22 protein-coding genes are annotated in these 20,783 nt (G+C 72.2%); 8 read left to right on the forward strand and 14 right to left on the reverse strand.

The features are described from left to right. Positions 1 to 233 precede the first annotated feature (233 nt). Entirely contained in the window at positions 234 to 1,850 is a 1,617-nt protein-coding gene (locus ABD944_RS10120) for an alpha/beta hydrolase (RefSeq protein WP_345174695.1), read from the forward strand. A 106-nt stretch (positions 1,851 to 1,956) separates the two neighbouring features. Then, positions 1,957 to 3,693 (forward strand): glycoside hydrolase family 3 protein, encoded by a 1,737-nt coding sequence (locus ABD944_RS10125; RefSeq protein ID WP_345174697.1) that lies wholly within the window; start codon positions 1,957 to 1,959, stop codon positions 3,691 to 3,693. Between the two features lie 12 nt (positions 3,694 to 3,705). Here the strand turns inward: ABD944_RS10125 and ABD944_RS10130 are convergent, their stop codons facing one another. Next, positions 3,706 to 4,098, reverse strand: coding sequence for an OsmC family protein (locus tag ABD944_RS10130; protein WP_345174698.1), 393 nt, complete (start codon positions 4,096 to 4,098; stop codon positions 3,706 to 3,708). A 61-nt stretch (positions 4,099 to 4,159) separates the two neighbouring features. Continuing rightward, on the reverse strand, positions 4,160 to 6,295 hold the full coding sequence (locus tag ABD944_RS10135) for a DEAD/DEAH box helicase (protein WP_345174700.1): 2,136 nt from the start codon (positions 6,293 to 6,295) through the stop codon (positions 4,160 to 4,162). 242 nt (positions 6,296 to 6,537) lie between these two features. Between ABD944_RS10135 and ABD944_RS10140 the strand changes: the two genes are divergently transcribed. From ABD944_RS10140 to ABD944_RS10150, 3 genes are all read left to right on the forward strand, one after another. Then, complete coding sequence (locus tag ABD944_RS10140) at positions 6,538 to 6,714, forward strand: hypothetical protein (protein ID WP_345174702.1); 177 nt, start codon at positions 6,538 to 6,540, stop codon at positions 6,712 to 6,714. 178 nt (positions 6,715 to 6,892) lie between these two features. Beyond that, positions 6,893 to 8,086: a helix-turn-helix domain-containing protein gene (locus ABD944_RS10145; protein WP_345174704.1), complete on the forward strand. Its 1,194-nt coding sequence runs from the start codon at positions 6,893 to 6,895 to the stop codon at positions 8,084 to 8,086. Between the two features lie 81 nt (positions 8,087 to 8,167). Next, entirely contained in the window at positions 8,168 to 8,851 is a 684-nt protein-coding gene (locus ABD944_RS10150) for a hypothetical protein (RefSeq protein WP_345174706.1), read from the forward strand. Between the two features lie 50 nt (positions 8,852 to 8,901). Here ABD944_RS10150 and ABD944_RS10155 read toward each other — a convergent pair whose 3' ends face one another. From ABD944_RS10155 to ABD944_RS10175, 5 genes are all read right to left on the reverse strand, one after another. Next, positions 8,902 to 9,783 (reverse strand): hypothetical protein, encoded by an 882-nt coding sequence (locus tag ABD944_RS10155; RefSeq protein WP_345174708.1) that lies wholly within the window; start codon positions 9,781 to 9,783, stop codon positions 8,902 to 8,904. Continuing rightward, entirely contained in the window at positions 9,780 to 10,121 is a 342-nt protein-coding gene (locus tag ABD944_RS10160; RefSeq protein WP_345174710.1) for a PadR family transcriptional regulator, read from the reverse strand. Before ABD944_RS10160 ends, ABD944_RS10155 begins: the two co-directional genes overlap by 4 nt. A gap of 104 nt (positions 10,122 to 10,225) precedes the next feature. Beyond that, a complete protein-coding gene (locus ABD944_RS10165) occupies positions 10,226 to 10,606 on the reverse strand; it encodes a VOC family protein (protein WP_345174713.1) in 381 nt (126 codons plus the stop codon). Beyond that, complete coding sequence (locus ABD944_RS10170; RefSeq protein WP_345174715.1) at positions 10,603 to 10,956, reverse strand: ArsR/SmtB family transcription factor; 354 nt, start codon at positions 10,954 to 10,956, stop codon at positions 10,603 to 10,605. Before ABD944_RS10170 ends, ABD944_RS10165 begins: the two co-directional genes overlap by 4 nt. Then, entirely contained in the window at positions 10,943 to 11,377 is a 435-nt protein-coding gene (locus ABD944_RS10175; RefSeq protein WP_345174717.1) for an SRPBCC domain-containing protein, read from the reverse strand. The genes ABD944_RS10170 and ABD944_RS10175 overlap by 14 nt, the downstream gene beginning before the upstream one ends. Before the next feature lie 196 nt (positions 11,378 to 11,573). Here ABD944_RS10175 and ABD944_RS10180 point away from each other — a divergent pair, with 196 nt between their 5' ends. Beyond that, complete coding sequence (locus tag ABD944_RS10180; protein WP_345174719.1) at positions 11,574 to 12,743, forward strand: hypothetical protein; 1,170 nt, start codon at positions 11,574 to 11,576, stop codon at positions 12,741 to 12,743. A gap of 189 nt (positions 12,744 to 12,932) precedes the next feature. On the opposite strand, the gene glnA is transcribed toward ABD944_RS10180, so the two are convergent. Continuing rightward, positions 12,933 to 14,357 carry a type I glutamate--ammonia ligase gene (glnA, locus tag ABD944_RS10185; RefSeq protein ID WP_345174721.1) on the reverse strand — a complete coding sequence of 475 codons (1,425 nt, stop codon included), beginning with the start codon at positions 14,355 to 14,357 and terminating at the stop codon, positions 12,933 to 12,935. Between the two features lie 154 nt (positions 14,358 to 14,511). On the opposite strand from glnA, the gene ABD944_RS10190 reads away from it, so the two are divergent. Then, the gene (locus ABD944_RS10190; protein WP_345174724.1) at positions 14,512 to 14,988 is read left to right on the forward strand and encodes an RDD family protein; all 477 of its coding nucleotides are present in this window, start codon (positions 14,512 to 14,514) and stop codon (positions 14,986 to 14,988) included. Between the two features lie 64 nt (positions 14,989 to 15,052). Here the strand turns inward: ABD944_RS10190 and ABD944_RS10195 are convergent, their stop codons facing one another. Both ABD944_RS10195 and lipA read right to left on the reverse strand, forming a co-directional pair. Beyond that, entirely contained in the window at positions 15,053 to 15,748 is a 696-nt protein-coding gene (locus tag ABD944_RS10195; protein WP_345174726.1) for a DUF4191 domain-containing protein, read from the reverse strand. Between the two features lie 46 nt (positions 15,749 to 15,794). Next, positions 15,795 to 16,721 (reverse strand): lipoyl synthase, encoded by a 927-nt coding sequence (gene lipA, locus ABD944_RS10200; RefSeq protein ID WP_345174728.1) that lies wholly within the window; start codon positions 16,719 to 16,721, stop codon positions 15,795 to 15,797. Positions 16,722 to 16,926: 205 nt separating this feature from the next. Here lipA and ABD944_RS10205 point away from each other — a divergent pair, with 205 nt between their 5' ends. Continuing rightward, complete coding sequence (locus ABD944_RS10205) at positions 16,927 to 17,427, forward strand: DUF1877 family protein (protein WP_345174730.1); 501 nt, start codon at positions 16,927 to 16,929, stop codon at positions 17,425 to 17,427. Here the strand turns inward: ABD944_RS10205 and lipB are convergent. The 4 genes from lipB to ABD944_RS10225 all read right to left on the reverse strand — a co-directional run. Then, on the reverse strand, positions 17,409 to 18,122 hold the full coding sequence (gene lipB, locus ABD944_RS10210; RefSeq protein WP_345174733.1) for a lipoyl(octanoyl) transferase LipB: 714 nt from the start codon (positions 18,120 to 18,122) through the stop codon (positions 17,409 to 17,411). The two genes, ABD944_RS10205 and lipB, sit on opposite strands and share 19 nt — an antisense overlap. A 37-nt stretch (positions 18,123 to 18,159) precedes the next feature. Then, positions 18,160 to 18,897, reverse strand: a complete 738-nt coding sequence (locus ABD944_RS10215; RefSeq protein WP_345174735.1) for a Type 1 glutamine amidotransferase-like domain-containing protein — start codon at positions 18,895 to 18,897, stop codon at positions 18,160 to 18,162. Between the two features lie 84 nt (positions 18,898 to 18,981). After that, entirely contained in the window at positions 18,982 to 19,869 is an 888-nt protein-coding gene (locus ABD944_RS10220; protein WP_345174737.1) for a TIGR01777 family oxidoreductase, read from the reverse strand. 127 nt (positions 19,870 to 19,996) lie between these two features. Then, positions 19,997 to 20,783, reverse strand: a 787-nt coding sequence (locus ABD944_RS10225; RefSeq protein ID WP_345174739.1) for a 2-oxo acid dehydrogenase subunit E2, incomplete at its 5' end; no start/stop codon positions are given.

Below are 20,783 nucleotides of genomic sequence, written 5' to 3' on the forward strand. Positions count from 1 at the left end.
ATCTTTGCCGTCGGGTTCCTGAATGAGATCACCGCGACGAATGGTCTTCATCTCAGACCTGAGTAGTACGACCCTGATGCGGTATCCGGACTTTCGGGGGAGGGCCTCGGGGACAGCGGGGGTATCCCCGCGCCGCCGGCCCCCCTGGCGGAGCCCGATGGGTTGATCAGGAGTCAGCATAGAGGGCCATGGGTAGGTCCCGATCGCTTCAGGCGATGCGATCGGAGGGACGAATGGCCAGGTACCGGGGGATCACTGGCGTGGTGCCGGCGGGCGCCGCGACTCTGGCCGCCTTAACGCTCCTCTCCCTCTCGGGAGGGACGGGCGTCGCGCGCTCGTCACCCGGTGGAGCCCGTGCGGCGTCCGCCACCGCCACCGCGCCCGCGGCGGGCGACGCCCCGGGCGCGGCGACCCCCGCCCCGGCGGGAGCCGTCCCCCGGCTGTCGTGGGGACGCTGCACCGGGCTGCCGTCCCCGCCGCCCAAGAGCAAGCCGCCCCGCGGGCTCCGGTGCGCGGCGCTCCCGGTGCCGCTCGACCATGCCCGGCCGTCCGGCGAGAAGATCGAACTCGCGCTGATCAAGGTGCCGGCGACCGACCCGCGCCGGCGCATCGGCTCGCTGGTGTTCAACTTCGGCGGCCCCGGCGGGGAGGGCGTCGAGACGCTCGCGCAGGCCGCGGACCAGTACGCCGACCTGCGCGCCCGCTACGACCTGATCGGCCTCGACCCGCGCGGCGTCGGCCGCAGCAGCCCGGTGACCTGCGTGGACGACCGCCGCATGGACGCTCTCGCCGCCCTGGACGACAGCCCCGACACCGCCGCCGAGGAGCGGGCGTACGCGGCCGGCCGCGCCGACTACGTGCGCCGGTGCGAGGCGCGGTCGGGGCGGCTGCTGCCGCACGTCGGCACCGCCGACGCCGCCCGCGACCTCGACCTGGTCCGCGCCGCCGTCGGCGACGAGCGGCTGCACTACTTCGGCATCTCCTACGGCACCTGGCTCGGCGGCAACTACGCGCACCAGTTCCCCGCCAGGGTGGGGCGGGCCGTCCTCGACGGGGCCGTCGACACCAGGCTCGGCAGCGCGGACCTGGCCCTCCAGCAGGCGGCCGCGTTCCAGCGCGCCCTCGGCGGCTTCGGCGCCGCCTGTGCGCGGCTCGGAAAGAAGGCATGCCCCCTTGGGACCGACGGCCCGTCCGTCGTGGCGTCCGTCGGCCGGTTCCTGGCGGGGCTCGACCGGCGCCCGCTCCGCACGCAGTCCGGGCGCGGGCTCACCCAGAGCCTCGGCACGACCGGCGTCGCCGCCGCGCTCTACTCCCGGGACGCCTGGCCGTACCTGGCGCAGGGCCTGGTCGACGCGGTGAAGCGCCGCGACGGGTCGCTGCTGCTGATGCTCGCCGACGCCCAGAACGGGCGGCGGGGGGACGGCACCTACAGCAACCTCTCCGCCGCCAACACCGCCATCACCTGCGCCGACGGCGCCGACCGGCCCACCGCTAGCGACGTGCGGCGGCTGCTGCCGCGGTTCCGCGAGGCCTCGCCGATCTTCGGGGCGTCGCTGGCGTGGGGCCTGCTGCAGTGCACGGGCTGGCCGGTGCAGGGCGACCCCGCCGCCCGCGAGGTGTCCGCCCCGTCCGCCGAGCCGATCCTCGTCGTCGGCAACACCGGAGACCCCGCCACCCCGTACGCGTGGGCGTCCGCGCTGACGGAGGCGCTCGGCGGCCGGGCCACCCTCCTCACGCTCAGGGGAGAGGGGCACGGCTCCTACGACACCGGCGACCCCTGCGTCCGCGAGGCCGTGCACGCCTACCTCCTGGACGGCGCGGTCCCCGCCGCGGGCGCCACCTGCGGTTAGCGGAAGGCGGGCCCGCCCACCCGCGCCGATCTCGTCAACATCTGCCCCTTGAACCGGTCGCCGGTTCGGACTGGTCTAGACCGCGACGCCTATCGAGGGAGGCCGGATGAACGGCGGCCGGACCATCACGTCCGTCATCACGATCGCGGCGCTCGGGCTCGCGCTCGCCCCGCCCGCCCGGGCCCGCGCGCAGGCGCCGCCGGGGCGCGGCTGCGACCCCGGCGCGATCCTCGCCCGGATGACCGACGCCGAGAAGATCGGCCAGCTGGTCATGGCGGTCACCGAGGACGGCCCGGACGGCATGCCGTCCGAGCGGACCCGCCGCGCCGTCCAGGACCTGAAGATCGGCTCGGTCATCACCTCCGAGCCGCGCACGCCGGGCATCGCCGCCCGCTACGCCGACCGGCTCCAGCGCTGGGCGCGGGACACCCCGTCCCGCCTGCCGCTGCTCGTCTCCGGCGACTTCGAGTTCGGGACGACCCACAACGTCCGCGAGGGCACCACCCCGCTGCCGAACGCCATGGGGCTCGGCGCCGCCCGCGACCCGGCGCAGGCCCGCGACGCGGCGGCCGTCACGGCCGCCGAGGCCCGCGCGATGGGCTTCCACTGGAACTACGCGCCCGTCGCCGACGTCAACACCAACCCCGCCAACCCGATCATCGGCGTCCGGTCCTTCGGGGAGCGCGCCGACCTGGTCGGCGGGCTCGTCGAGACGCAGGTCCGCGCCTACCGGCGGGCCGGGATGATCGCGACGCCGAAGCACTTCCCGGGCCACGGGGACACCGAGACCGACAGCCACCTCGGCCTGCCGTCGGTGACCTACGACCGCGCGACGCTCGACCGCGTCCACCTGCCCCCGTTCCGCCGCGCCGTCGCGGCCGGCGCCGACGCGATCATGACGGCGCACGTGGTGGTGAAGGCCGTCGACCCCGACCTGCCCGCGACGCTGTCGGAGAAGGTGCTGACCGGCCTGCTGCGGCGGGACATGGGGTTCGGCGGCGTCATCGTCACCGACGCCATGGACATGGACGCGATCGACAGGAACTGGGGCACCCGCGAGGCCACCGTGATGGCGGTCCGGGCGGGCGCCGACGTCGTCATGTCGACCGGCGACTACGCGGCCCACGCGCAGGCCGTGGACGCCCTGCGCGACGCCCTGCGCGACGGGACGCTGAGCCGGGCGCGGGTCGACGCGTCCGTCCGCCGCGTCCTCGGACTGAAGTGCCGGTACCGCGTGTTCGACCACCGCTACGCCGACCCCGCGGCCGCCGAGCGGATCTCCGGCAACCCCGCCTTCCTGCGGCGGGCCCTGGCGATGGGCGTCGCCGCCACGACGCTGGTGCGCAACGAGGACGGAGTGCTCCCGTTCGATCCCGCCTCGAACGCGCGGACACTGGTCGCGGGCGTGGTGCAGACCGGGGAGTTCGCGAACGAGGTGGCCGCGGTCGCCCGCGGCCCCGTGACGAGCTGGCAGGCCGCGACCACCGACCCCACCGACGCCGAGATCGCCGAGGCGGTCCGCCGGGCCCGCGCCGCCGACCGGATCCTCGTCGCCACCTACTCCTCGGGGACGCTGCCGGAAGGGCAGGCGCGGCTCGTCCGGGCGCTGCGGGCCACGGGCCGGCCCGTCGCGGCCGTGGCGACCGGCCTGCCGTACGACATCGCCTCGTACCCGTCCGTCCGCGCCTACCTGGCGACCTACGGGACGACCGCGCGGACCCGGCGCGTCGACCTGACGATGCACAGGGCCGCCGCCCGCGTCGTCTTCGGCGCGCAGCCGGGCGGGCGCCTGCCGGTCACGATCAAGGGCCTGTACCCCTACGGGCACGGCCTGCGCTACTGAAGGGCGGACCCGCTACACCACCTGATCGACCTTCATCGGCTCCCGCAGCGCGGTGCCGACGGTGCAGTACTTCTCGTGGACGCGCGCGGCCACGGCCTTCAGGACGTCCTCGGCCTCGCCGTCCCCTTCGGGCAGCTCGACGTCGTAGGTGACCGTGATCGTGCCGAGCGTGCTCGTCGCGACCTTGTCGGCCTGGACGGTCGCGGCGAGCCGCGCCATCCGGTGCCCCCGCTTGGCCGTCAGCGGCTCGACGGTGACCAGCTCGCAGCCGCCGAGCGCCGCCAGCAGCAGCTCGACCGGCGTGAAGGCGCCCTCGGTGTCCCCGTCGCCGATCGCGACCGCCGCGCCCCGGCCGTTGACGGCCCGGAAGCCGTCCTCGGTGCGCTCCACCCTGACGTCCGCCATGAAATCCCCTTAGTTCGGCTGGTCTCGCCCGCATGAACGCGGACGCCTCCCGCGTTCTTCCCTACGTCCCGAGCCTCTCCTGCTCCTGCGCCACGATCTGCCGGGCGAGGTCGCGCTCGGAGATGTCGACCGCGTCGGGCGTCTGCTCCGCCAGGTCGCTGCGCCGCGCGTACTCGTCGAAGAGCATGGTCTTGACGTGCAGGATCTCCAGCATCCGCTCGTCCACGCTGCGGGGCGTCAGCAGCCGGTGCACCTGGACGGTCCGCACCTGCCCCATCCGGTGCGCCCGCGCGATCGCCTGCGTCTCCATGGTCGGCTTCACCTGCGGCTCGCAGAGGATCACCACCGACGCCGCCTGGAGGTTCAGCCCGACCCCGCCGGCCTGGATCTGCGCGAGCAGCACGGCGTGCCCCGGCTCGGCGGTGAACGCGTCCACGATCTCCTGCCGCCGCGCCGCCGGCGTCTCGCCCGAGATCGGCCCGCGGCTCCGCGGGCCGAGCGCCTCCCCGACGGCGGCCAGCACGTCCCGGAAGTAGGAGAACACCACGACCTTCAGGTCGTTCTCGGCGGCCTCGTCCACCAGCTCCTTCAGCCGGTCGAGCTTCGCCGACCGCTTCGGCACGGCGTAGGCCGCCCGGCGCATCGCCATGAAGTTCCCCGCCGCCACGGCCTTGCGGTAGGCGGCCGCGTCCGCGCGGCTGAACTCCTCCAGCTCGTCGACGTGCACGACCTCGGGCAGCTCGACGAGCACGTCCCGCTGGTTGCGCCGCAGGTACATTGGCGCGACGGCCGACCGGAACGCCCGCGCCCCCATCGCCGCGTCGTGCGGGCGGACCCGCTCGGCCACGTCGGGCCGCAGGTGGGCGACGAGGCTGCGGAACTCCTCGACCCGGTTCTCCATCGGCGTCCCGGTGAGGAACAGCACGTGCTCGGTCCTGCGGCACCACTGCGCCACGGCGCGGGCGCGGCGCGTCTCGTGGTTCTTGGCGTAGTGGGCCTCGTCCACCACGAACATGCCGATCTCCACGTCCTCCGGGACGTTCAGGGAGTGCAGCGTGGCGAGCGTCGTCACGGCGATGCCGCCGTCGCCGGCCCACTTGCGCAGCGCCCCCGCGCGCCCGGACCCGTGCAGCGGGTGCGCGGCGATCGCGCTGCGGGTCTCGATCTCCCGGACCCAGTTGATCAGCACGCTCGCCGGGCACGCCACCAGGAAGTGCGTCGCGCCCCGCGCCCGCAGATGCGCCATCGCGGCGATCGCCTGGACCGTCTTCCCGAGCCCCATCTCGTCGCCCAGGATCACCCGCTTCTGGACGAGCGCGAACCGCGCCCCGAACGCTTGGTACCCGCGCAGCGACACCCGGCGGAACTCGTCGTCGAGCGGCTGCGCCTTGACCCGCGCCGCGAGGTCGCCCGGCAGGAACCCCTCGGCGGCCTCCCGCTCCGGGTCCGACGCCGCGAGCTCGGCCAGGAGGGTCTGGTAGTCGGCCGCCCGCAGCTCGAAGTCGATCCACGCCTCGTCCGGCGACACGTGCGGGCGCAGCAGGTCCACCGACGCCTGGGACATCAGCAGCCGGGCGCCGCGCTCCTCCTCGGCGGCGAGCGCGTCCGCGAGCTCGCCGACCGCCTCCCGCGCCCGCTCGCGCCGCGCCGGCGGAGTGAGGAGCCTGCGCCACCACGACCCGGCGGGCCGCGCGTCCTGCACCAGCGGCCCGATGCGCTCGTCGACCTCCTCGGCGACCGCGCGTGCCCGCGGCAGCTCCGGCCCCGCGTTCACCAGCCGGTGCAGCGCGACGACCGCGGGCGTCATCGCCTCGTCGCGCCGGTCGACGTCGATCCGCACCGTGACCGAGCTCTCCGCCGCCTCCGCGAGGCTCCCGGCCGCCGCGTGGAGCTGCTGCGCCGTCTGGGGCCCGACCCCGGGCAGGAGCTGGAGCTTGTACGGGGTCGAGTCCAGCACGTCGACGACGCTGGTGAACCCGGCCTCCTCCAGGGGCCCGAGCCGGAGCCGCCCGTCGCTGACGTCCTTCAACCGGGCCAGCGGGATCGTCGTCAGCTGCTCGCGCGCCGCCTCGGCCCGCAGCGGCGCCAGCGCCGCGTGCACGTCGGCCAGCGCCCGCCGATGGTCGGCGACCAGGTCCCGCGCGGCCTCCAGCAGCGAGTACCCGCCCCTCAGGACGTCCTTGGCCTCATGCGCCATCCCGACTCCCAACCCGCGCGCTCGGCCCACATGATGCCAGCCGCGCCCCGGTGCCCCGGCCGCCCCGGCGCAAGCCGACCTCTCACGACCCCCCACCGTAGGCCGCCCCACCGACACCCCGGCCCGGTCACTCGGAAAGCAGGTTGCGGGCCACCCGCTTCACCGGACGGTCTCCGGCGACCCGGCTCAGCCGGGCTGTCATTGCATTTTCGGTCCCATTTCACCGAAGGAGCGCAACACAGATGACCGCCAACACTTCCGGGCAGAAGCCCGAGGAGCAGCCTGCTCAGACCCACAACCGGTCGTACGCGGCCGGTGAGCAGGCCTACCAGCGCGAGAAGATCGCGGAGCTCGACGAGGCCGTCGCGAACGGCACGGTGGTCCCGGAGGAGCCGCCGCACCCCCTCTCGTGGGGATGATCGGCTGATCTTCTGATCACCTGAGCTACGAGAGGCGGCCCCCGGGCCGCCTCTCGTACACCTCGCGCCGCCCGTTCCGCCGCAGCGCGGGACGCGGCCTTGCCGCCTCTCAAGACACGCGAAGGCCCCGCGCCTAGCCTGGGAAGCCGCGAGGCTTCCGGGAGAAGGGCAGGGCCCAATGTCCGACGAAACTCTCGACACTGTCGGAACGCGCCTGGCCAGGGCACGCAAGAGACGCGGCCTGACGCAGACGGGGCTGGCGCAGCTGTCGGTCTACAGCCGCAGCCACATCGCCCAGGTGGAGACCGGGAAAAAGGTGGCAACACCGGCGTTCGTGTCGGCTGCGGCCGCCGCGCTCGGCGTCGACCCCTCCGAACTCTACGGGCAGCCCTACCGCGTCTACGGTCACGATTACGCCGTCCACTCCGTCATCCCTGAATTTCGCCGCACGCTCGCCTATGTTGACGTCGGTCCCGAGCTTGCCGGGCCGCCCCGCGCACTGGACGTGCTCGCGGCCGAGATCGCGACCTCGGGGAGGCAGATCCACAAGGCACAGCTGACCAAACTCGCGGGACGCCTACCCGCGGTGATCGAAGAACTCACCTACTGGGCGCACGAGACCGGGGACCCCCGGGCGTGGCTGTTACTGAGCCGCGGATTCGGCCACGCTGTCAGCCTCACACGCAGACTCGGTTACACCGGGGATGCGTTGGCGCTACTCGAACGCGGCTCAGAGGCGGCCCGCCGGTCCGGCGACCCGAACTTGCCTCACCTGGTCATGATGGCGCGTGCGCTCCTCATGATGAGCATGGACCAGTACCGGCCCGCTCTGACGCTGCTCGACCGGGCTGCGGCGGGTGTCCGGCAGGATCGGCCGGACGCGGGCGAGGTCGCGGGGGCGATCGAGTTGCGGTCCGCGATAGTGGCCGCGCGCGCCGCTCGTGGTGGGAACGGCGCGCAGGCGTGGGAGTACTTCGGGCGCGCGGCCGAGCGTGTCAGGCGCGGCGGGTGCGGCGTGCCCGTTCACGGGCTGGAGTTCACGGCGGCGAACGTGGCGATCCACGGGGCGGCGGTCGCGGTCGAGCTCGGCGACATGGACGAGGCGGCCCGCCGGGACCAGCGCATCGGCGACGAGACGCTCGCGGGGCTGCCCCCGGAACGCCGCGCGCACCATGAGATCGACATGTCCCGCGTCATGACCGAGGTCGGCGACCTCGCCAGAGCCGAGAGGCGCATCGCGTTCGCGGACCGGATCGCCCCCCAGATGATCACGTTCCATCCGACCGCGCGGTCGGTGGTGTCCCATCTGGTCGACGCGCGCCGCACCCTCCCGGAGCCGTTGCGCCGCATCCACGCACGCATGACCACCTGATCCGCCGGGCCCTGTGCCGCAACCTCGCCACGGTTCCAACTTGGAACACTGCGTAAGTGAGGCGGCTCCATTGTGTGACGCATGAGTCACTCAGAATCACCAAGCGTCGAGGATCACGAGGGCCGCCTTGCCGCGTTACGAGCAGAGTTCCCCGGCTGGACGATCGAGTACAGCGACATGCCGTCCCTCCCTTACCGCGCGGTCCGGGAGGGCGGCGACGACAAGTCGCTCGTCCTCGTCGCCGGTACCTGCGACGGGCTCTGGGGGCTGTTGTCCGAGGAGGACGAGGCCGACTGCGAGCGCGCCCTTCTGGCGCTGGGCGCGGCGCTTGAGGAACGCGGCGCCAAGGTCGTCCAGCACGGCGGCGGCCTTCTGACGAGGACGCGGACGGGGACCGCCCGGTCGGTCGGCGCCGGCAGGGGGCGGTTCATCTGGGACTCCGGCAACGACCTCGGCTCCTTCTCCGCCGTGGACGAGGTCGCCCTGAAGATCACGCGACTCCTGGGCCTGGAGCTCCACCCGCAGCTGGCGACGCTCGCCCGGCGCATGGGCGTGCGCGGCTACAAGGTCGACATCGGCGCCCCTGAGGTCACCGTCACGACCACGGGCGGCGGCACGCCCCGCGCCGTGCGGATCACGTGTGAGCCCCGGCCGAAGGACGACGACCGCGACTGGTTCTGGACGCACTGGGGCGACCCGCTCGCCCAGGCCGACGACATCACCGGCGCGGAGGTCGCGCTCGTCGGGCTGCTGGCTCGCGCATGATACGGCGCTCACGCCCGGTCGGCGGCGTGGCTCTGCGTTGCGCGGTTCGGCTATTGGGGATGGCGACGTTCGGGGATGGGCTGGGGTCGCCATGCCGTCGTGACCATGGCCAGCAGGAGCCCGGTGAGAGTCAACCAGTAGGCGGTGCCTTGCGGGTTCGACGGCGGGTGGGTCAGCGGGGAGGCCACGCCGGGCAGGACGTAGATGGCGGCCGCCAGTGCCCAGCGTGGGCTGCGGGCGATCGCGGTGGCCAGCATCCCGGAGAGCAGGAGGATGCCCTCCGTGCCCGCCCTGACCAGTTGCCAGGTCTCGCCGTACTCTCGGCTCCCCGGCATGTAGGTGAGCGCGAACGAGGCCGCGGGGATCACCAGCCACCACAACGGCCGCGCGCGCAGACGCAGACGCCGCGGGCGGGCCCACCGGCCGGCCGCGAGTGCAACGGCCCCGACCGCCAGGACGCCGTAGGGGGCCAGTGAGACCCAGTTGTGGTTCGCCGGTCCGAGGATCTGTGACGGCGAGAAGGTGGCCTGAGTCCCCAGCAGCATGGCCCGGCCGGTCGAGAGCGCCACGGCCAGGGCGAGTGGTAGGGCCACCAGTGCCCAGCCGCGCAGCAACGCCCCTACCAGCGCTGCCGAGGCGACCAGCCACCAGGGGGACGAATGGTCGGCGATGCCGTAGGCCAGATTCGCCAGCGCCAGCATCAGCAGGCCGAGTTGCAGCCCGTCGGCCCACCAGGGCGCGGCGGTGGTCGTGCGGGCACGCGCGACGAAGCCCGCAGCGAGGAGCCCGGCCGTCTCCCGCAGCGAGGGAGCGCGGCGTGAGGTGCCGGTCAGCAACGTGCCGATGATCTCAGCGCCGTACTCCCTGCGATGACCTCGCGGGAACGCTCGCAGGAATAGCCGATACCACCCTTCGGTGAATGCCGTGCTCATGCTCCGACCTCCCCCGGCATCAGGGAGGTGCGACCCGTGACGACGCGGGCGGCCTGCTCCAACCGCAGAGCCTCGCGGGTCACTGCCAGGCGCCCGTCTTCAGTCAGCCGGTAGTAGCGACGCGGACGGCCCTGGACGGTTTCCTCGCGGTCGACGACGATCAGCCCGTCGCTCGCCAGCCGGTCCAGAGCCCCGTAGAGGGTGCCCACGGCCAGCCGGATCCGCCCGCCCGACTGCTCCTGCGCCCTCTTGATGATCCCGTATCCGTGCACGGGCCCGTCCAGGAGGGCGGCAAGCACGAAGTACGTGGGCTCGCTCATCGTGGTTCGTTTGACCATACGGGAGACGATATATCGTCTAACGAAGTATTGTCCACGAGTCGAGCACAGAAAAAGGCGTTCATCGACTCATCGACGAACGTTGCCGGTCGACGCGCACGAGATCACTGGTCCTCGTCGGCGAGGCGGACGATGTGCGGGATGCCGACCGGGTTGCTGATCCAGTGGGCGTCCATGCCGGCGGGGAACGGCTCAAGCTCGTCCTGGACGGCGACACCGTGCGCGGCCAGGTGCCTGGCAGCGCCGTCGACGTCATCGGTGAACAGCTCAAGCCACAGGTCGGCCCGCGCGTAGTTGTCGACGCGATCGAACCACAGCTTCACCGGGCCGAGCTGCACCGAGGCGCACTGGTCCACGACGCCTCCGCTGCTCTCGTCGGTGACCTCCATGCCCAGCACGTCGCGGTAGAAGGCGACGGTGCGCTCGAACTGTGCCTTGGGCAGCTTCATGGCGATGTTGTGGCCGCCGCGGAATGTCGGACTCATGCTTCGTTCCCCTCGTTGTGTTCGAGATGGTCGCGTAGTGCGCTCAGGCGGCCGTCCCAGTCGCGTGCCAGCGCGGCGAGGAACGACTGGGCCACGGCCACCGGCCCGGTCTGCAACCGGTAGCGGATCCGTCGCCGCTCCCCGGGCTCCGCCCGGACCAGTCCCGCATCGGCCAGCAGGTCGAGGTGCTTGGCGATCGCCTGGCGCGAGATGGGGAGCCGGGCGGCCAGGTCGGTCGCGGTCGCCGGGCCGTGCGCGGCGAGCTCGGCGAGGATGCCGCGCCGGGTCGGGTCGGCGAGCGCGCTGAAGACCGCCTGGGCGACGAGTTCGGGCTGGTCAGGGTGCGGCATCGAGGTATCCGGTCAGCTCGGCCAGCTCCATCCGCCACCCGTTGGTGTTGCTCTCGTAGGCGCCGGCCAGGTGGTCCGGCAGCTGGGCGAAGCCGCTCTCCACGACCGTCACCCGGGTGCCCGTGCCGGTCGGCTCCAACGTGAACTCCACGTAGGTGCGCCGCGGATCGTCCGCCGGCAGCCCTTCGATCGCCCACGTGAAGGCGAACCGGCGGGGCGGCTCGACGACCTGGATCCAGAGGGTGTGTTCGCCCTGGTCGTCCCACCGCACCCGGATCTCGCCACCGGGCCGCAGGTCGTCGACCTCCGCGTGGGAGCCGAACCAGCCGCCGAGCCCTTCGGCGGTGGTCAACGCCGCCCACACCCGCGCGGGCGGGTGGGCGAGTTCGAGCGTCCGCTCGATGCGATCCGGGACGGCCACGGCACCCCCTATAGCAACTGACTGGTTGCCATTGACGATATCACAACCAACTGGTTGCGATAAGTTCGCGCGCCCCAGGCGGGCTGATTGCGAAGCCACGGCGTAGCCGGACGGTTCCTAGAGCAACACCAGCCGGGTCCTCGGACCCCACAACTCAAAGGGACGTCTGACGTCCCCCAACTGTCGGGAGAAATCCGTGACGATCATGCAGCAGCCCTCGCGAGTCGAGAGCGCAACCGGCAAGACGGTCATCTTCACTGCCTGGCTCAACGGGGTCCGCCCCGAGGCGATGTCGGCCGTGGCCCTTGCCGAGGCGCGTGACTGCTTCGGCTCTGACGCCGTGCTCAACGTCGTCAGCAGCAGGATCAACCCCCCTGGCCGCACCTCCCTGATCTCCGTCGCGGCGGTCCTGAGCGCCACGTCACCGCAGGCCGACGAGCACGTCGACTGTGCGACGAAGGTCCGTCTCACCGGAAACGCCATGGGGAACATGGAGCGTGGGGCGTTGGTACGGGCGCTCGAGCTGTTCGGCCCTGACGCCGAGCTCCGTGTGGTGGCCAGCCGCGTGGAGCAGGCGCCCGAAGGCCCGGACGCGACGCACAACCCCTACCTCGGGGAGTTCGACATCGCGTCGTTCCCGCAGTCCGCTGCGGGGACGCGCAGGTGCGTGCTCACCCTCGTGGACGTGATCACGGGGAACAGCATCGGGGAGATGGAGCGCAGGGCGCGGCACGAAGGCCGTCAGTTCTTCGGTCCTGACGCCGAGCTCCGCGTCACGTTCAGGGACGTGTGCACGACGCCCGAACGCCTGGGCACCAAGGACCGCTTCTTCTCCATGTACGTGGAGGTCGAGGCGGTCCTCAGCGGACCCCCGCAGTTCGACGAGCAGCCGTGCACGACGTTCCGCGCGGGGGAGGTCTCCGGCAACAGCATGCGGCAGATGGAGCGGAGGGTGCTCCACAGGGCGCGCCAGTTCTTCGGTCCTGACGCCATGTACCGCGTGGTGTTCAGGGACGGTGTGGACGGCGTGGAGAGCACGCCGTACTACATCGAGACCACGGACCGCTTCTACGCCCGTTCGGTGGACGTCGAGGTGATCCTGGGCAGTGCCGCGCAGGCCGACGAGCCCGCAGGCGACCACGTGCTGACCCTCCACGACACGATCTGGGGGAACAGCAAGAAGCAACTGGAGCGCGAGGCGCTTCGTGAGGCGCGTCGGCGCCTCACCTGGCGACTCGGCCGTGGCGCCACGCTCCAGGTCAGGTTCAGGGACGGGTTCTTCGGGGCCACGTCCGACAGGCAGGCCTCCACGGGCCGGTACTTCGCCGCGATCGTGGACGTCTACGCATCCGGGGGTGCCGCGTAAGCGGTGTCCCACGCTGGGGTGGCCCTTTCCGGATCTTCGGGAAGGGCCACTTCTTCGTGCGCGCGGGCCGCCGCCTGAGTGCCGCCCGCCGGAAAGGCCGTCGGCCGCGCCCTCCGCGATGGGAAGGACACGGCCGACGACCCGCAGACGGCCCGGCAGAGGGAAAAACCACTCTGGCCTGCGGTGCTCTTAAATGTCGTAGTAGAGCTCGAACTCGTGGGGGTGGGGGCGCAGGCGGATGGGGTCGATCTCGAACTCGTTCTTCATCGTGACGTAGGTCTCGATGAGGTCCGGGGTGAAGACGCCGCCTTCCAGCAGGTAGTCGTGGTCGGTCTCCAGGGCGGCGAGGACCTCGGGAAGGCTGCCGGGGACCTGCGGGATGGCGCGGGCCTCCTCGGGCGGCAGCTCGTAGAGGTCCTTGTCGACCGGCTCCGGGGGCTCGATCTTGTTCTTGATACCGTCCAGGCCGGCCATCAGCATGGCGGAGAAGGCCAGGTAGGGGTTGCAGGCCGGGTCCGGCACGCGGAACTCGATGCGCTTGGCCTTCGGGTTCGAGCCGGTGATCGGGACGCGGATGCAGGCCGAGCGGTTGCGCTGGGAGTAGACCAGGTTGACCGGGGCCTCGTAGCCGGGGACGAGGCGGTGGTAGCTGTTCACCGTGGGGTTGCTGAACGCCAGCAGGGACGGCGCGTGCCTGAGGAGGCCGCCGATGTAGTAGCGGGCGTTGTCGGACAGGCCCGCGTAGCCGACCTCGTCGTAGAAGAGGGGCGAGCCGTCCTTCCAGAGGGACTGGTGGCAGTGCATGCCCGACCCGTTGTCACCGAAGATCGGCTTCGGCATGAACGTGACGGTCTTGCCTGCGGCGCGCGCGACGTTCTTCACGATGTACTTGTAGAGCATGAGGTTGTCGGCCGTCTTCAGCAGCGTGTCGAAGCGGAAGTCGATCTCGGCCTGGCCGGCGGTGCCGACCTCGTGGTGCTGCATCTCGACGTGGATGCCCGACTCCAGGAGCTGGGCCACCATCTCCGAGCGCAGGTCGGTGTAGTGGTCCATCGGCGGGACGGGGAAGTAGCCGCCCTTGTACGGGGGCTTGGCGCCGAGGTTGCCGCCGGCCTCCTCACGGCCGGTGTTCCAGGCGCCCTCGATCGAGTCGAGGTAGTAGTAGCCGGCGTTCTGCTTCGTCTCGAAGCGGACGTCGTCGAAGATGTAGAACTCGGCCTCGGGACCGAAGTAGCAGGTGTCGGCGATGCCGGTGCCGCGCAGGTAGTCCTGGGCCTTGCGCGCGATGTTGCGCGGGTCGCGGCTGTAGGGCTCGCCCGTCAGCGGGTCGTGCACGAAGAAGTTCAGGATCAGCGTCTTGTGCTGACGGAACGGGTCCACGACGGCGGTGCTCGGGTCCGGCAGCAGGAGCATGTCGGACTCGTGGATCTCCTGGAAGCCGCGGACCGACGACCCGTCGAACATCAGCCCGTCGGTGAAGACGTTCTCGCCGAAGCTCTCGACGGGGAAGGTGAAGTGCTGCATCTTGCCCGGCAGGTCCACGAACCGGCAGTCGACGAATCGAACACCTTCGTTCCTGATGTAGCTCAGGACCTCTTCGGCGCTGCTGAACATCCAGCCTCCTCAGGGCGGTTCTCGGCTTCCCCGACGGTATGTCCGCGCCGTTTCCCGACCATGTCTCGTATGTTTCCGCTGTGTTACGGGTCACATCGGGCCTCCCCGTGGGAGCCGCGTCCGAACCTCCGGAAGGACGGGATAGCGTGGGGGCATGAGCGGTGGTAAGGCGGCCGGGCCGCGGTGGACGCAGACGTGGCTCGGCGGGGCGCGCTCGGCCGGGGTCGACCTCGGCGAGCCCGGGAAGCGGATCGGCCTGCCCGAGAGCGGCAGCGGCTCCGTCGCGCCCTACGGCCGCCGGCTCCTCGCCCTGTTCGTCGACTGGGGCCTGTCGATGCTGGTCGCGAGCCTGCTCGCGCGCTCGTTCGGGTGGGACCCCGCCGAGCGCAGCACCTGGACGCTGCTCATCTTCGGCCTGCAGGCGTGGGTGCTCACCGCGTTCCTCGGCACGACGATCGGCAAGCGGCTGTGCGGCATCCGGGTGGCCCGGCTGGACGGGCGCCCCGTCGGCCTCGGCTGGGCCCTCGCGAGGACGCTGCTGCTGCTCCTGGTCCTCCCCGCGCTGATCTGGGACCGCGACTACCGCGGCATGCACGACCGGGCGAGCAACACGGTCGTCGTCTCCAACTAGCCCGGCGCCGGCGCACCGCCGGGAACGAGAAAGCGCCCCCGAAGGGGCGCTTTTCCTTTGGGCGTCAGCGCAGTTTGGGCTTCGGGCCCTTCGGCATCTTCGCGCCCCTGGGCATCGGGCCCTTCGGCATCTGCATCGAACGGGGGAGTGCCTGGAGCCGGTCGTTCAGCTCGGCGACCTGCCCCTTGGTGAGGTTGCGGGGCAGCTTCATCAGGTGCCGCTGGAGCTTGTCGACCGGGATCTGGCCCTCGTCGTCGCCGACCTGCACGTCGTAGATCGGCACCTGCTGGGCCGCGCGGGAGATGCGCTTCTTCTCCGCGCCGAGGAGCGGGCCGACGCGGCTGCGCGGGCCCTCCGAGACGAGCACCACGCCGGCGCGCCCCACCGCGCGGTGCACCATGTCGAGGTTGCGGTTGCCGCTGACCGCCTCGGTCACCGACCAGTTGCCCCGCATGTTCTTCAGGATCGCGGCGGCGGCGCCGGGCTGACCGGCGATCACCTTGTACTGCGCGCGCTGCGCCAGCTGCCCGAAGACGATCATGCCGGTGGCGAACGCGGCGAGGACGCCCAGCGGGATGAAGAACCACAGCTGGCCGATGAGCAGCCCGATGAGGATGACGACGACCAGCGCCCCGATCGCGGAGGCGAACACGATCGGCAGGGCCTTCGGGTCGGCCTGGCGGAGCACCTGGGCGACCATGCGGATCTGCTTGAGGCGCCCTGGACTCTCCTGGGCCCCGTCCGTGGGCTTTTTCGACATGCGTCCCAGGATAGTCCGGTCGGACGGCCGTCCCGACAGCCGGTCGTCAGCCGCGCGCGGAGACGGCCTGCTTGTAGAGGCGGCCGGCGCGGTAGCTGGAGCGCACCAGCGGCCCGGACATCACGCCCGCGAAGCCGATCTCCTCGGCCTCGGCCGCCAGCTCGACGAACTCCTCGGGCTTGACCCAGCGCTCCACCGGGTGGTGGCGGGGGCTCGGCCGCAGGTACTGGGTGATCGTGATGAGCTCGCAGCCGGCCTCGTGCAGGTCGCGCAGCGCCTGCGAGACCTCCTCGCGGGTCTCGCCCATGCCGAGGATCAGGTTCGACTTGGTGACCAGGCCGTCCTCGCGCGCCCGGGTGATGACCTCCAGGGAGCGCTCGTAGCGGAACCCTGGACGGATCCGCTTGAAGATCCGCGGAACGGTCTCCACGTTGTGCGCGAGCACCTCGGGCCGGGACGAGAACACCTCGGCGAGCTGCTCGGGGACGGCGTTGAAGTCGGGGATCAGCAGCTCGACGCCGCAGCCGGGGACCGCCGCGTGGATCCGCCGGACGGTCTCGGCGTACAGCCAGGCGCCGCCGTCCTCCAGGTCGTCGCGGGCGACGCCGGTGACGGTCGCGTACTTCAGCCCCATCGTGGCGACGGACTCGGCGACGCGGCGCGGCTCGTCACGGTCCAGCGCGGCGGGCTTGCCGGTGTCGATCTGGCAGAAGTCGCAGCGCCGGGTGCACTGGTCGCCGCCGATGAGGAACGTGGCCTCACGGTCCTCCCAGCATTCGAAGATGTTGGGGCAGCCGGCCTCCTGGCACACCGTGTGCAGGCCCTCGGACTTCACCAGGCCGGTGAGCTCGCGGTACTGCGGGCCCATCTTCATCCGGGTCTTGATCCACTCGGGCTTGCGCTCGATCGGGGTCTGGCTGTTGCGCGCCTCGACGCGCAGGAGCTTGCGTCCCTCAGGTGTCACCGTCGTCACGGGTCCCAGGGTACGTCGCGATCAGCGGTACCGGCACACCGGCGGCACGCCGGAGGGAGCAGCATCGAAGCCGTATCGGACCGATCTCGAACGTATGACGGTACTCCGCCGGTGCAGCCGATTCGCGTGTTTCGGCCATCTCCGCCAATGGATCTCTCTAGGGTGACTCCCTGTCGTCACGCAACAGCTCAGCAGGAGGACCACCGTGGGTCTGGCAATGTCGTACCTCAGGGTGCCGCCCGTGCTGGAGGGAGAGCCCGACCCCGGCCGGATCGCGCGCCACGTCTTCGGCGACGCGAACTGGCGGCGGCGCGGCTCGGCCGTGCTGTTCGAGCTCGGCTGGGCGTGGCAGGCGATGCACTACCTCGTCACCGGCGACCCGTGGGAGGGCCGCCAGCCCGAGGCCGACGTCGTGTGCGGCGGCCGGCTGCTCACCGAGGACGGCGCCGACGAGCTCGGCATGGACGTGATCTATCTCGCCCCCGAGCGGGTCAAGCCCGCCGCCGACCACCTGGCCGCGACGCCGTTCGCCGCGATCGCGGGACGCTTCGACCCGCCCGCGATGGTCCGGGCGGGCGTCCAGGACGCCGGGCGGCTCGACGACGCGGCCCGGGAGCGGGTCTTCCAGCCCGCCTACGGGGGGCTGGGCGAGTTCTTCCGGCTCGCCGCGACCGAGGGCCAGGCCGTCTACAAGGTGATGGCCTGACCGAGGATCCCGAGCTGCGCCGTGGTGCGGTGGAACGTCTCCGCCGCGCCCAGCGCCCCGGCCAGGTGCCGTTCGACCAGCGGGACGACCTCGGCGACCGTCACCTGCCGGCCCAGCTCGCGGCTGAGGTTGGTCGACCCGACGTCGCGGATCCCGCAGGCGACGATCTTGTCGAACCAGCCCATGTCGTTGTCGCAGTTGAGCATGAAGCCGTGCATCGCGACGCCGCGCGCCACCCGGATCCCGATCGAGCCGATCTTGCGGTCGGGGGTCCCGCGGACCCACAGCCCGCTGCGCCCCTCCACCGTCTCCGTCTCCAGCCCGAGGTCGGCGCAGACGTCCATCATCATCCGCTCCAGGAGCCGCACGTAGCCGACGACGTCCACCGGGTCGGGCAGCCGGACGATCGGGTAGCCGGTGAGCTGCCCCGGACCGTGCCAGGTGATCTTCCCGCCGCGGTCGACGTCGACGACCGGGGCGCCGGGGTCGCCGAACGGCCGGTCGAGCGCCTCCGTCCGCTTGCCCGCCGTGTAGACGGGCCGGTGCTCCAGCAGCAGGACGGTGTCGGGGATCGCGTCGTCCACCCGCAGCGCGTGGGTGCGCTTCTGCAGCTCCCACCCGTCCTCGTAGGGGACGGCCGCCTCGCCGAACCCCGCGTGCACGACCACCAGCTCGCGTACGTCCACATCGCTCACACGGGCCAGCTTATGCCGTGATCGCCCGGACCGCTCCTCAGAAGGCGGCGAGCAGCCGGGGCTCCAGCCGGTACTCCTTGGCCGTGCCCGGGCCGTCAGGCTCGATCCTGTAGGCGCCCGCCTCCCGGCGGTAGGAGACGGCCTGAACGAACTCGGTGCCGACGTAGTGCAGGCCGACCGCCTCGTCGGCCGCGTACCCGCCCGGCAGGGTCCCCTCGCCGACGAGCTGCTGGAGCAGCGGCCGCCGCTGCGGGTCGCTGTCGTAGTGGACGCCGCACGAGTACGGCAGGAAGCCGAGGCCGTCGGTGAGGGGGCGCAGCTGCGGCCCGAACGAGTCGGTGTTGCCGCCGGCGTGCCAGCACAGCGCGCCCGCGCTCTGCCCGGACAGCACGACGCCCTCCTGCCACGCCTCGCGCATGATCTCGTCGAGGCCGTGCAGCCGCCACAGCGCCAGCAGGTTCGCGACGCTGCCGCCCGACACGTACAGCAGGTCCTGGGCGAGCAGGTGCGCCCGGACGTCCGCGACGTTCGGCATCGGGAACAGCGCGAGATGGCTGACCTCGGCGTCCATCGAGGAGAACGCGGCGTAGGAGCGCGCGATGTACTCGGCGCCGTCGCCGACGGCCGTCGTCAGGAAGCACACCCGGGGGCGGTCCTGGCCGGTCAGGTCGAACGCGTAGCGCAGCAGCGGGCTCGGGGCCAGGCCCTCCCGGCCGTCGGGCACGAAGGTGCCCCCGCCGATCGCGAGGATGTGCGGCTGTCCGTCGGTGCTCATGCATCCCCCTCGTAGGCCGTCCGTCTGATTGTCACCGTATGACTACCGAACGGGATCGGGCGGGACTTTGACGATTCTTGGGACTCACAGGACGGCGGCGACCGCCGCGTCGACGTCCTCGTGCGCGAACCGGAAACCGGCCTCCAGCAGCCGGCGCGGCAGGACCCGCTGGCTGACCAGCGGCCCCTCGTCGGCGAAGCCGCCGAGGGCGGCGCGCAGCGCGAACTTCGGGACCGGCAGCCGCGCCGGCCGGTGCAGGGCGCGGCCGACCGCCTTGGTGTAGGCGTCGTTGGTGACCGGGTTCGGGGCGGTGAGGTTGACCGGTCCGGCGATCTCGGTGTCGATGAGGAACCGCAGCGCCGCGACCTCGTCGGGGAGGGAGATCCAGCTCGTCCACTGCCGGCCGTCGCCGAGGTCGCCGCCGAGGCCGAACCTGAACAGCGGGAGGGTGCGCCCGAGGACGCCGCCCTCGCGGGCCAGCACGACGCCCGTCCGCGGGTGCACGACCCGGACCCCGGCCTCGCGCGCGGGCGCGGCCGCGGCCTCCCAGTCGCGGACGACGTCGGCGAGGAAGCCCTCTCCGGCGGGGGAGTCCTCGTCGGCCTCGCGGTCGCCGGTGTCGCCGTAGTAGCCGATCGCCGACCCGCAGACGAGCACGCGGGGCCGGGGCGAGGCCGCCGCGATCGCCTCGGCGAGCGTGCGGGTGCCGACCAGGCGGCTGTCGCGGATCTTCTGCTTGTACGCCTTCGTCCACGGCCGGTCGCCGACCCCGGCGCCCGCCAGGTGCACGACGGCGTCGGCGCCCTCCAGCGACTCCTTGTCGACGCAGCCGTCGGCCGGCGACCAGCGCGCCTCGTCGGGGCGGGACGGCTCCCGGCGCACCAGCCGGACGACGTCGTGGCCGTCCTCGCGAAGCGACTGCACCAGCGCCGAGCCGATGAGGCCCGACGAGCCCGTGACGGTGACCCTCATACCCCCAGCGTAGAGGGACGGCGCCGCCGGACGCCGACACTCCCGGGCGGGTCCCGCGTTTCCCCGGACGCGCCGGACCCCGCCGGCGCTGCGGGCGCGGCGGGGTCCGGTGGACGTGCGGGAGGGGTCAGAGGCCGAGGTCGGCCTCGAAGTTGCCCTCCTCCAGGCGGTGCTTGACCGTGGCGAGGAAGCGGGCCGCGTCCGCGCCGTCGATCAGGCGGTGGTCGTAGGTCAGCGCCAGGTAGACCATCGACCGGACCGCGATGACCTCGCCCAGCTCCGGGTCGTCGATGACGGCCGGGCGCTTGACGACGGCGCCGGTGCCGAGCATGGCGACCTGCGGCTGGTTGAGGATCGGCGTGTCGAACAGGGCGCCGCGGCTGCCGGTGTTGGTCAGCGTGAACGTGCCGCCGGCCAGCTCGTCCGGGCTCACCTTGTTGGTGCGGGTGCGCTCGGCGATGTCGGCGATCCGCTGCGCGAGGCCGCCGAGGTTGAGCTGGCCCGCGTTGTGCACGACCGGGACCATCAGGCCGCGCTCGGGCACGTCGACGGCGATGGAGAGGTTCTCCACCTCGTGGTAGGTGACCTCGTTGGTCTCGCCGTTGATGACCGCGTTCAGCTTCGGGTGGGCCTTGAGGGCCTCGACCGTCGCCAGCGCGAAGAACGGCATGAACGACAGCTTGACGCCCTCGCGGGCCTGGAAGTCGGCCTTGGCCTGCTCCCGCAGCCGCGCGATCTTGGTGATGTCCACCTCGACCACGGTCGTGAGCTGCGCGGACACCTGCAGCGACTCGACCATGCGGCGGGCGATCGTCTGCCGCATCCGCGACATCTTCTCGGTCCGGCCGCGCAGCGCCATCCGCGCGGCGGGGGCGCCGGCGGGCGCCGTGGCGGCGTGCCGTCCGGCGGGCGCC

Origin of the sequence: Actinomadura verrucosospora, assembly GCF_039540335.1 — a bacterium.
Taxonomy (GTDB): Bacteria; Actinomycetota; Actinomycetes; order Streptosporangiales; family Streptosporangiaceae; genus Spirillospora; species Spirillospora verrucosospora.